The sequence below is a fragment of the Pantoea eucrina genome (assembly GCF_002095385.1).
GTDB lineage: Bacteria > Pseudomonadota > Gammaproteobacteria > Enterobacterales > Enterobacteriaceae > Pantoea > Pantoea eucrina.
Window position 1 is genome coordinate 42,621 of the sequence record NZ_MIPP01000010.1, and the last position, 11,728, is coordinate 54,348.

10 protein-coding genes and 2 pseudogenes are annotated in these 11,728 nt (G+C 55.7%); 1 reads left to right on the forward strand and 11 read right to left on the reverse strand.

The features are described 5' to 3' along the window. Positions 1-11: 11 nt before the first annotated feature. Both gstA and dtpA read right to left on the reverse strand, forming a co-directional pair. A pseudogene (gene gstA, locus HA43_RS06710) lies at positions 12-616 on the reverse strand (glutathione transferase GstA). A gap of 168 nt (positions 617-784) precedes the next feature. Then, entirely contained in the window at positions 785-2,290 is a 1,506-nt protein-coding gene (gene dtpA / locus HA43_RS06715; protein WP_039384176.1) for a dipeptide/tripeptide permease DtpA, read from the reverse strand. A 733-nt stretch (positions 2,291-3,023) separates the two neighbouring features. On the opposite strand from dtpA, the gene HA43_RS06720 reads away from it, so the two are divergent. After that, entirely contained in the window at positions 3,024-4,088 is a 1,065-nt protein-coding gene (locus HA43_RS06720; protein ID WP_039385834.1) for a mechanosensitive ion channel family protein, read from the forward strand. A 41-nt stretch (positions 4,089-4,129) separates the two neighbouring features. On the opposite strand, the gene nth is transcribed toward HA43_RS06720, so the two are convergent. The 9 genes and pseudogenes from nth to ydgT all read right to left on the reverse strand — a co-directional run bounded on the left by nth (position 4,130) and on the right by ydgT (position 11,139). Beyond that, the gene (gene nth / locus HA43_RS06725) at positions 4,130-4,765 is read right to left on the reverse strand and encodes an endonuclease III (protein WP_094111266.1); all 636 of its coding nucleotides are present in this window, start codon (positions 4,763-4,765) and stop codon (positions 4,130-4,132) included. Next, on the reverse strand, positions 4,762-5,469 hold the full coding sequence (locus HA43_RS06730; protein WP_039384182.1) for an electron transport complex subunit E: 708 nt from the start codon (positions 5,467-5,469) through the stop codon (positions 4,762-4,764). Before HA43_RS06730 ends, nth begins: the two co-directional genes overlap by 4 nt. Continuing rightward, positions 5,466-6,095 carry an electron transport complex subunit RsxG gene (gene rsxG, locus HA43_RS06735; RefSeq protein ID WP_039384184.1) on the reverse strand — a complete coding sequence of 210 codons (630 nt, stop codon included), beginning with the start codon at positions 6,093-6,095 and terminating at the stop codon, positions 5,466-5,468. The genes HA43_RS06730 and rsxG overlap by 4 nt, the downstream gene beginning before the upstream one ends. Positions 6,096-6,098: 3 nt before the next feature. Beyond that, positions 6,099-7,157 (reverse strand): electron transport complex subunit RsxD, encoded by a 1,059-nt coding sequence (rsxD, locus tag HA43_RS06740; protein ID WP_094111267.1) that lies wholly within the window; start codon positions 7,155-7,157, stop codon positions 6,099-6,101. A gap of 24 nt (positions 7,158-7,181) precedes the next feature. Beyond that, positions 7,182-9,200, reverse strand: a pseudogene (gene rsxC, locus HA43_RS06745) (electron transport complex subunit RsxC); the annotation flags it as partial. Next, positions 9,193-9,771, reverse strand: coding sequence for an electron transport complex subunit RsxB (gene rsxB, locus HA43_RS06750; RefSeq protein ID WP_094111269.1), 579 nt, complete (start codon positions 9,769-9,771; stop codon positions 9,193-9,195). The gene rsxB and the pseudogene rsxC, both read right to left, overlap by 8 nt. A gap of 1 nt (position 9,772) precedes the next feature. Next, positions 9,773-10,354, reverse strand: coding sequence for an electron transport complex subunit RsxA (gene rsxA / locus HA43_RS06755; protein ID WP_094111270.1), 582 nt, complete (start codon positions 10,352-10,354; stop codon positions 9,773-9,775). Between the two features lie 123 nt (positions 10,355-10,477). After that, a complete protein-coding gene (locus HA43_RS06760; protein WP_039384199.1) occupies positions 10,478-10,921 on the reverse strand; it encodes a DUF2569 domain-containing protein in 444 nt (147 codons plus the stop codon). A gap of 2 nt (positions 10,922-10,923) precedes the next feature. After that, on the reverse strand, positions 10,924-11,139 hold the full coding sequence (gene ydgT / locus HA43_RS06765; RefSeq protein ID WP_039384201.1) for a transcription modulator YdgT: 216 nt from the start codon (positions 11,137-11,139) through the stop codon (positions 10,924-10,926). Positions 11,140-11,728 lie beyond the last annotated feature (589 nt).

Genomic DNA, 11,728 nt, shown 5'->3' on the forward strand with positions numbered 1-11,728 from the left:
TGTCGCACTGTTTACGCCAGCCCCTCTGCCTGCAGCGCCGCCTGAACCGCCGGACGCTCACCCACGCGGGCAAACCACGCGTCCAGCGCCGGCATCTCATCCAGCTGCAGCTTCACCGCTTTCGCCCAGCGCGTCACCACATACAGATAGATATCGGCGACGGTATAGCGCGTGCCCAGCAGCCACTGCTTGTCTTCCAGCGCCGCATTGACCAGCTGAAACTTCTTCTCCAGCTGGGCACGCAGCTGCGGTTTGTACGCGTCTGGCGTATCGGGGCGGAACAGCGGCGAAAACCCTTTATGCAGCTCGCTGCTGATAAAGCTCAGCCACTCCAGCGTATGGTAGCGCGTCAGGCTGCCGGTCGGAGCCAGCAGATGGTAATCAGGTTTGAGATCCGCCAGATACTGCACAATCGCCACGCCTTCAGTCAGTATCGTCCCGTCATCAAACTGCAGCGCCGGAACCTGACCTTTAGGGTTAATCTGCCAGTAATCCTCACCCTGTTCCGTCAGTTTCTTCTGCAGATCAACATTAACCTGCGTAAAGTCGAGGCCGCATTCGCGGGCGACGATATGGGGGGAGAGGGAACAGCGCCGGGCTTGCAATAGAGTTTCATTGTTGCATCTCCTCAACAAATGATATGAGTGACGTGACAAACATGGCACGCCGGATAGCGGACTCTGAGTAAACTACAAGGGAAAAAGAGAGATGGGAAGGGACTTATCAGCTGAAAAACGGCTCCGGTGCGCAGTAACAGGCGTGCGCAGCGCGGAGCCGGATGCGGTTATTCGCTGGCGCCGGCGCGCTTCAGCGCACCCTCAGCGGTATCCTGCGTCATGCGGTTGAGCAGCGGGGCGGTAACCAGCATCAGCAGGGCAATCACACCGGTGGCAATACCAATCTGCTGGAATACCTGGCTGTAGACCGCCAGGGAAGTGTGCGGATCGGTGACATCCTGCGGCACCGCCATCAGGTTGGCCACCTTACCGGCGATCATCGCTGCGCCTGCGGTAGTCAGGAACCATGAGCCCATGATAAAGCCCATCAGACGCTGTGGCACCAGCTGCGCGACCATGGCCAGACCCAGGCCGGAGATCATCAGCTCACCGATACTCTGCAGGGCATAGCTCAGGATCAGCCAGTTAACGGAGACAATACCTGCCTGATTTGCAAAGCCGGCGCCGAGCGGCAGCACCAGAAACGCGCCGGAGCAGAGCACCATGCCAATGGCAAATTTGTGCGGCATCGGCAGCTTATCGCCCAGCTTGTTATAGACTGCGGCCAGCAGCGGGCTGGCGACCATGATCCAGAACGGATTCAGCGCCTGGAACTGCTCCGGCTCAAACGCGATGCCGAAAATGGCGTGTTCAACGTTGCGGATCGCAAAGAAGTTGAGCGAAGTCGGCATCTGCATATAGAGCACAAAGAAGACAATCGCTTCCACCATCAGCAGAAACGCCACAATCATTTTACGGCGCGCGGCACCCTGCAGCGTGAACGCTTCTTTGGCAAAGATCAGAACAATGCCCAGTGCGACAACGCCGAGCGTTATGCGCGCAATGCTTTGATGATGCAGCAGCCAGGTGGCGAGTGCGATCAGCACCGCAACGCCCACGATGGTCAGCAGCAGTTTACCCACCTGCAGCGGAGCAAAATCGGGCTTTGACCCATACTCTTTCACCAGCCGCTTGAAGAACAGGAAGTTAAGCAGCGTGATCACCAGCCCCACGACGGAGAGAGAGAAAGCGGCACCCCAACCATATTTTGCTGCCAGCCACGGCGTCAGCATCATTGAGAACAGCGAGCCAATGTTGATCGACATATAGAACATGGTAAATGCGCCGTCGATGCGCGGATCGTCTTTGGCGTAGCAGGTGGAGAGCAGCGAAGAGGGGTTCGCTTTGAACAGGCCGCTGCCCACAGCAATGGTCGCCATGCCGACATAAACCAGCGTGGTGTCATGCCCGGAAAATGCGATCAGCGCATAGCCGAGTGCCAGCACCATGACGCCCAGCACAATGACGCGCTTGGTGCCGAGTACTTTGTCACCCAGCCAGCCGCCGATAGCCACCAGACCGTAAACCAGGGCGCTAAAGGAGGTAAACAGCGTAATGGAGTCCGCTTCAGACATCCCCAGCTGTTTGACCAGATAGACGGCCATAATGGCCTGTAAGCCGTAGTAGCCGAAACGCTCCCACAGCTCGATAGAGAAGATCAGATAAAATGCTTTAGGTTGCCGGAAGGCGTTGAGGCTTACTGCCTCGTCAGTGTGTTTGTTTGCAGTTGACACGTATACCTCAGTTTATATATCGCCTGTTTTGTAACAGGAATTAAGTCTGCGTCGGTCTGGGTCATCCCGCGCAACATTGTTATTAGAAAGGAAAAACGGCGCCTAATTTGGCTGAATCGGGGCCACAGGGCAAGCATTTTTTACACGCTGGCGTAGCGAATGCCGGCAGGGCAATCTCTGCGGCTAAGCGCAATGATTTAGTGTTTAATAGGGTGTAAAACGATTGTAACAGAATAAACACGCAGCGCATAAGTTTGGTAAACCCCTTTACTGAAACAAACCGCCTGAGAGGCATAAAGCGGAATAACAGACTGTTGCTGAATATTTATACGATATATGCTGCTGTTTTCGCGTGAATTATGAGCATAATAGGTTGATTATTGAGCTAAAAGAGCAGGGCGGGGTTTCCGGAAAGCTAATTAGTTGATCCAGCGCACAAATTCTCCAATTAATTAGCCGCATGAAAAAAGAAATGGCGCGCTGTTCGTGCAGCAAATCTCTTTTTATTGTGGGAACGAACGAAAACGCTGATGCCAGCCAGCGCTGAACGCTGTTCACGGCTTAACTGAAACATCAACTCATCCTTTCAGACGAATAAACAGCCGTGGGCAGACGCGGTTTATCATAAATTTCATATACTCATGTCAGTACAATTCCGGGGGCCGGCGTGAAACCGGCCAGATGTTCAGCGTACTGGCGGTGCAGTGCCGTCAGTAAACCATGAGGGAAGATGATGCCGTTGATACTGGGTGAGTTATCTGGTGCTCCGCAATGGGTGCCTGCTGTATTACTCGTCACACTGTCGCTCGCAATGGGCTTTCTGGCGCGATATATCCTTCTCAGCCTGATTCGTTACTGGCAGGGACGGGATAAAAAACTGTTTAAATCTCTCGAAAAACATCTGCGCGGCTCGATGTTTCTTATTTTACCGCTGTTATTCATCAGCGCCGGCGTAGATTATGTGAATATTCAGCCGGAGTCGCTGGGCTTTATTAATGCCGCTCTGCACATCTTTATTATATTATCCTTCTGCTCGCTGATGATCAGGATGATCAATGTCGCGCAGGACATGCTCTTTATCCGTTATGACATTAATATCTCAAATAACCTGCGCGCCCGAAAAATCCGCACGCAGATCATGTATGTAAAAAAAGTTGTGATTGTTGTGCTGGTAACGCTCTGTTTGTCGTTGATTTTGCTTAGCTTTCCGGGTGTGCGTAAGTTTGGCACGACGATTCTCGCCGGGGCAGGCGTTGCCGGTATTATTATTGGCTTTGCATTACAGAAATCGCTGGTCAATCTGTTTGCCGGTATTCAGATTGCATTTACGCAGCCGATAAAAATTGATGATGCGGTGGTGGTAGAAAAAGAGTGGGGCTGGATTGAAGAAATTAATCTGACCTATGTTGTGGTGCGTCTCTGGGATCTGCGCCGGCTGGTATTGCCGATAACCTACTTTACAGAAAATCCGTTCCAGAACTGGACGCGTAATAACGCACAGATTTTAGGTTCCGTCTTTCTTTATCTTGATTACTCTATGCCGCTGGAACCGCTGCGCGAGCATTTTGAGAAGGTGCTCAATGAAACCCGGCTCTGGGATCGGGAAACGCAGGTGCTGCAGGTAACGGAAACAACCGAAAAAACCATGACGATCAGGCTGCTGATGACGGCACATAACTCGCCTACCGCGTTTGACTTACGCTGCTACGTGCGGGAAAAGATGATTGAGTTTATTCAGCAGCACTATCCGCAGTGTTTGCCGCATGTGCGGGCTACGCTGAGCCATCCGGAAGCGTAACCAGACAGGAGAATGCGGTGCCGCTGACCCCGGCACCGCGCTCAGATCTCCGTCTTATCACGGTATTCGCACAGGTCTTCGATCAGGCAGGCGCCGCAGCGCGGCTTGCGTGCTATGCAGGTATAACGCCCGTGCAGAATCAGCCAGTGATGGCAGTCGACCTTAAACGCGGCAGGCACCACTTTAAGCAGTTTATCTTCAACCTCTTCCACATTTTTACCCGGCGCAAAACGCGTGCGGTTACTGACGCGAAAGATATGCGTGTCGACGGCGATGGTGGGCCAGCCAAAGGCGGTGTTCAGCACCACGTTAGCGGTTTTACGCCCGACACCCGGCAGCGCCTCAAGTGCGGCCCGATCTTCCGGCACCGCGCCGCCATGCTGTTCCAGCAATATGCGGCAGGTTTTAATCACGTTTTCCGCTTTGCTGTTAAACAGCCCGATTGTCTTGATGTACTCTTTGACGCCGTCGACGCCAAGCGCCAGCATGGCCGCCGGGGTGTTCGCGACCGGATAGAGCCGGGCCGTGGCTTTGTTCACGCTGACATCGGTCGCCTGAGCCGAAAGCAGTACCGCAATCAGCAGTTCAAATGGCGAGCTGAACTGCAGCTCAGTGGTCGGATGCGGGTTGTTATCGCGCAGACGGGTCAGGATCTGCAGGCGCTTCTCTTTATTCACACCGCTTTCCCGATTTCGCCTGGCGCAGCCACTGTTTTAGCTTCCGCTTCAGCGCGCAGCGCGGCGCGCTGTTTCATTTTCTGATCGATAAGATACTTTCCTGCCAGCAGCATACCCAGACCGATGAAGGCGCCGGGTGGCAGCATAGCCAGCAGCATCGGTGAATCAAAGTGCACGACTTCGATGCGCAGTGAGGTTGCCCACGGGCCGAGCAGCTGATCGGCACCGTTGAACAGCGTACCGCTGCCAATCAGTTCGCGAATGGATCCCAGCGTGACCATGGCGCAGGTCGCTCCCATACCGATAGCGAACCCATCCAGCGCGGATAGCGGGATACTGCTTTTTGACGCTACCGCTTCAGCACGGCCCACGACAATACAGTTAGTGACGATTAGCGGAATAAAGATCCCCAGCGACTGATAAAGACCGTAGGCGTAAGCGTTGATCAGCATCTGAACGCAGCTGACAACCGAGGCGATAATCATCACATAAATCGGGATACGGATATCTGCCGGTACCCAGCGGCGTGAGGCGGAGATTGCACTGTTGGTAATGGTCAGCACCAGCGTCGTGGCCAGCCCCAGCCCCAGCGCATTGGTTGCGGTGGAGGTCACCGCCAGCAGCGGACAGAGTCCCAGCAGCTGTACCAGCGCAGAGTTATTTTTCCATAAACCGCCAATCAGCAGATTTTTCGCTTCACTCATGGTGTTTCTCCACATTCCGGCAGCGAACGCAACGTCGCTGGCAGCGTTTCAATATAGAGCGCCGTGCGTTTAGTGGCGTTAACCACCGCGCGCGGCGTAATGGTCGCACCGGTAAACTGATCGAAATCGCCGCCATCTTTCTTCACGGCAAAATGCGGGTCATCGGCCCCTTTAATCTGTTTTCCATTAAAGCTGTTGATCCAGTCAGAGATGCGCAGCTCAATTTTATCACCCAGCCCGGGCGTTTCATGGTGTTCAATGACGCGCACGCCCAGCACGGTACCGCTGAAGTCAGCGCCTACCAGGAGCTGAATGGCGCCGGAGTAGCCATCGGGGGCGGTACTTTCCAGCGCTGCGGCCACCGGCTTGTCGCCTTTACGGGCAATATAGAGGTGATGCGGCTGCTCATTACCCAGCGCCGCATTGTGCACCAGATAACACTCCTGCTGAATAGCATTATCGTACAGCGCGGTCGGTACCACCTGATCCAGCAGGTTTTTCTGCTGCAGCGCAGTCTGATGCTCAACGGTGGGTTTGGTCACATAGTTCACCACGGCGGTTACGCCGGTCGTCACCACTGCAAACATCCCCAGCGTTACCGCGTTTTTGCGAATAGCGTCGATCATACCTTAATCCTTCCGGTGACCATAAACGCGCGGCTGAGTGTAGTAGTCAATCAGCGGCACGCAGATATTTGCCAGCAGCACGGCGAACGCCACGCCATCCGGATAGCCGCCAAAGCTGCGGATCAGCCAGACCAGCAGACCGATCAGCGCACCGTAGATCAGACGCCCCCGGTTAGTGGTGGAGGCGGTAACCGGATCGGTAGCGATAAAGAATGCGCCCAGCATGGTCGCACCCGAAAAGAGGTGGGTGAGCGGTGTATTAAGCGTCTCAGGCGAGAAGATCCAGCCGAGCGTGGCGCATACCGCCAGCGAGGCGAGCATGCTGGCCGGGATATGCCAGCGAATCGCATTTTTTGCCAGCAGCAGCATGCCGCCCAGCAGGTAACCCAGGTTGACCCACTGCCAGCCCAGTCCCGCCAGTACCCCGGCGTAGATTGGCTGAGCGTGAAGCTCTTCGGCGCTGTGGCCGGCGCGCAGTCCGGTTTTAAACGTATCGAGCGGCGTGGCCTGACTGATGCCATCCACCCCGAGCTGCAGCTGCTGCATGGTATCGCCGGCCAGCGTATGGCCGCGAAACACCATACTGAGTGAATCCATCAGATCCGGTTTTATCGCCTGCAGCGCATCGGGCGGCAGCCAGCTGGTCATCTGCACCGGAAAAGAGATCAGCAGCACAACGTAGCCGACCATTGCCGGGTTGAACGGATTCTGGCCCAGGCCGCCATAGAGTTGTTTGGCAATCAGAATCGCAAACAGGGTGCCCAGAACAATCAGCCACCAGGGGGCAAGCGGCGGCAGGCTGATCCCGAGCAGCAGCGCCGTCAGCAGGGCTGAGTTATCTGCCAGCACCGGCTTTACGGCGCTGTGGCGCAACCGCAGTATCGCCGCTTCGGTCAGCAGCGCCGTCGCAATAGCCAGCACAACCTGGATAAGAAAACCGCTGCCAAAGAAATACCACTGCGCCGCCATGCCAGGCAGGGCCGCCAGTACCACCAGTAGCATAATGTTACCGGTGCTGCGCCGGTTATGAGTATAGGGAGAGCTTGCGATACGAAAGGCCATTTATTCCTCAGTGGTCGAAGGCTGCTGCTGCGCTTTACGCGCTTTAGCACGGGCGACCGCCGCAGCGATGGCCGCTTTGCGTGGGTCTTCAGGTTCAGGTTCAGCGGATACCGCCGGCGGCAGCGAGCTTTCCGACTGCGCGGCCGCTTTTTTCGCTTTGGCACGGGCAATGGCGGCGGCGACGGCGGCTTTGCGCGGATCGTCTTCCGTTACCGGCTCAGGTGCCTCTGCTGCGGGCATCGCAGCAGGAGTGGCCTCAGGACGCTCGGTTGCCGCCTTTTTCGCTTTTGCCCGCGCAATCGCGGCTTCCACTGCCGCTTTACGCGGGTCGCTCTCTGCCGCAGCCTCGCTCTCTGGCTGAGCCGCTTTTTTCGCTTTTGCCCGGGCAATCGCGGCTTCCACCGCCGCTTTACGCGGGTCACCTGTCTGACGGGTAACCGGCTGCGTCTCTGCCTGGGTTGCTGCCTGCTGCGCCAGCGCCTGTGCGTGACGCGCTTCGCGTTCGGCCAGTTCCTGCTCTGGCGTTTTCGCCTGACGCGCCTTAATACGTGCAGCAGCGGCGTCGCGTTCACCGTTATCGCTGCGTGCAACGCGCTGCTTCGCCTCTTCATGACGCGCCTCGCGCGCCAGTTTCTCACGTTCTAACCGCGCCTGACGCGCCTCAAAGCGTGCCTTAGCCTCCGCCGTGCGCTTCGCTTCAAGATCGATGGCGCGCAGCTCAGCTTTTTCCTGCCGGTAATACTGAACCAGCGGAATATTACTCGGGCAAACGTAAGCGCAGGCCCCGCATTCAATACAGTCATCGATATTATGCGCGCGCGCTTTTTCATGATCGCCGCCCTGGCTATACCAGTAGAGCTGCTGCGGCAGCAGCTTCGCCGGACAGGCGTCGGCGCAGGCGCTGCAGCGAATGCAGGATTGCTCTTCCTGCGGCGCAGCCATTTCGCTGGCGGCAGGCGCCAGAATACAGTTGGTGATTTTCACAACCGGCACGTCGAGGGAAGGCAGGGTAAAGCCCATCAGCGGCCCGCCCATGATCACCATCTGACGCGGCCCCGGCTGAAAACCGACCTGACGCAGCAGATGACTCACCGGGGTGCCAAGACGCCCCCAGACGTTGCGCGGTTGCGCAATCGCGTCGCCGGTCAGCGTGACCACGCGCTCGGTGATGGGTTCACCATCAACGATCGCACGCTTAACCGCCCAGGCGGTGCCGACGTTCTGCATCAGCACACCAATATCGGTTGAGCGTCCGCCGTGCGGCACTTCCCGCCCGGTCAGGATTTTGGTCAGCTGTTTGGCCCCGCCAGAGGGATATTTTGTCGGGATAACCCGGATCTCAATATCGCGCTCGCCGCGCAGCGCCTGTTTCAGGGCAGCTATCGCTTCAGGTTTGTTATCTTCAATACCCACCAGAACGCGTTCCGCCTGCAGTACCCAGGCAAGGATCCGGCAGCCTTCCAGCACTTCGGCGGCGTAATCCTGCATCAGCCGGTCATCAGCGGTGATGTAAGGCTCGCACTCTGCGGCATTGATGATTAACGTTTTGACACCCTGCAGGCCGCCACGCAGTTTAGTGGCGGTAGGGAACCCGGCGCCACCCAGGCCCGCTACGCCGGCGCTGTGAATGCGTCGGATAACCTCTTCCCGGCTCAGCGCACGGTAGTCGGGCTGCGCATCACGTTCAATCCAGCGATCTTCACCGTCAGCGCGCAGGAAAATGCACAGCTCTGAGAGCCCGGACGGGTGCGCCGTCATATGTGGCGCGATAGCCTCTATAGTGCCTGAGGTTGGCGCGTGTACCGGCAGCATGCGTCCGCTGCCAAAGGTGAGCGGCTGGCCGCGCAGCACGCGATCGCCTGGCGAGACGCAGATCTCACCTTCATGGCCAATATGCTGTTTCAGGGGAATAACAAACTGTTCAGGCAGCGGCAGCGTGCTCAGCGGCGTACCGTTAGACTGTGTTTTCATTTCCGGCGGATGAATACCGCCCTGAAAATCCCACAGCTTCTCTTTGCGAAACAGATTTAACAGATTAAGCATGATGTTCTGCCGGGATCACTTTTACAGGAATGGTGTTGAGATCCCACTTCCAGCTTGCTGGAGTGGCGGCGACCGGGCGCATTTCAATGCAGTCAGTCGGGCAGGGAGCCACACACAGGTCGCAGCCCGTGCAGACGTCGCTGAGCACGGTATGCATGGCGCGCGTGGCGCCGACGATCGCATCCACCGGACACGCCTGAATGCACTTGGTGCAGCCGATACAGTTCTCTTCGTCGATCCACGCCACGGTGCGTACCGGCGTAAGGATTTCGGCACCGCCATCGAGCGGCTGCGGCTCAACGTTCAGCAGCTCCGCCAGCCTGAGCATGGTCTGCTCGCCACCCGGAGCGCACTTGTTAATCGCTTCCCCGTTGTTGCCGACGGCATCCGCATAGGGACGACATCCGGGGTAGCCGCACTGACCGCACTGGCTTTGTGGCAGTACGGCATCAATCTGTTCGACAATAGGGTCTTCTTCAACTTCAAAACGGCGCGAAGCGTAGCCGAGCAGGCCGCCAAAAATCAGCCCCAGCGCGCTGAGTACAGCGATTGCTATCCAGATAGCGGTCATATCAGAATTTCACCAGACCGGTAAAGCCCATAAATGCCAGCGCCATCAGGCCGGCGGTGATCAGGGCGATAGAGTTACCTTTAAACGGTGCCGGCACGTTAGCCAGCACCAGACGTTCACGCATGCCGGCAAACAGCACCATCACCAGTGAAAAGCCCAGCGAGGCGCTAAAGCCATAGAGCGCAGCCTGCAGAAACGTATGGTTGAGATTAACGCTCAGTAATGGCACACCCAGTACCGCACAGTTGGTGGTGATCAGCGGCAGGAAGATCCCCAGCAGCCGGTAGAGTGACGGACTGGTTTTCCGCACCACCATTTCTGTGAACTGCACCACTACGGCAATTACCAGGATGTAGGACATCGTACGCAGATAAACCAGATCCAGCGGGATCAGAATCAGATGGTTAACCAGCCACGCACACACCGAAGCGAGCGTGATAACAAACGTAGTGGCAAGCCCCATGCCAATGGCCGTTTCCAGTTTTTTTGACACGCCCATGAACGGGCAAAGGCCGAGGAATTTGACCAACACGAAGTTGTTCACCAGCACTGTGCCAACAAAGAGAAGCAAGTAATCGGTCATGGTTTAACCCGGGAAGCCTAAAGGCGTTTATTATCCGGAAATGAGAGCTACATCTCAACCTTTACCCCGGCGAGAGCAGCTCTGAGAGCACGCAGAATTAAATTCCTGACGAATAACGCATCATTACAGAGCGGTGAAGGTCTGTTTAACCCGTCGGGAGCGCTTAAAGTAGGGCACAAACAGGGCCGCGGCCAGCAGCGTCAGAAGCAGGGTCTGCAGCGCTTTGCCGTCTGCAACCGGCGTGAACGCAAAGGTTTTCAGCGCCAGCACGACGGTCATCAGCAGCCAGATGGTGTAGTGCCGTGGCAGGCGTCGCGAACGTCTGCAGAATATCCAGCATACCCAGATGCTGTAGAGCCAGACCGCAGCGGCCGTCAGCAGGGAGACCAGCCACTGTGATAACAGCAGATTAGCGTGTGAAAACAGCGTGGTACGCAGCTCGCTGTCAAACAGGGGGCGCAGATAAAGCGCGACAACCAGCGCGCTGGTTAGCATGGTCATAATCAGCCAGGCCAGCGGCAGTAACAGCCAGCCCCCGATGCGCGGTGAGTGAACAGATTCAGACATAATTAAACCACATAGCGCCACACTGATTTAGGCACGCAGCCCAGATCGTATAATCGGCCACCAGAGACCAGTTCAGCGCGGCGATGATCGGCAGCACGATACATATTGATGATGTCATTATCATCAGTCAGCGAATAGTTGAGATGATCGTAGAGTTTTTCCAGACTCTCAAGATTATTCACTTTGCGAAATTTTAGCAGGTAATCCAGCGCAGTCATGATTGCCATTGAACAGAAAGAACGAAAGAAGGCTCAAGTATAGGGAGCGCGCTGCTGCTGTCTATATATCGGTGTTAAAAAAATTTAAAATTCAGAACAGGTGGAGTAATTACTTCATCAGCAGCGATTTTTTGAGGGATGTTTCGGGGTATAACAGCCAAACATCTATTTCACAGACACCTTATTTCCGATGCTGTGAGAAAATCTAACAGGTGATAACGGCAACATTTATTGCGTTTATTTTTCGCCGGTAATTAAGTCTTAACTGCAATATAAGATAATTAAGCCAGCGTAGCCGCTGGTGGAGTGTGCGGGTTATCACAAAATTGCTTATTGCTTTATGAACAACAGCATAACCATTCTTTACGCAGCGGTTGTAATCGCTTCCAGCCCGTTCAAATCTAACCAGTTCTGTTTATTACACTTATTTGCCCCTTCGGATATTAAAACTCAGCTGTTTTATCCATAAACCTGTCGCGAGCTGATGATGCTATTTAGGCGTAACCCCTTTAAATCATTCTGTTTTGTGAGTTATGTCGCGCTAGTTTTACCTGAATTACGTCAGGCTTAATCTGCGTTTGTACCCCGA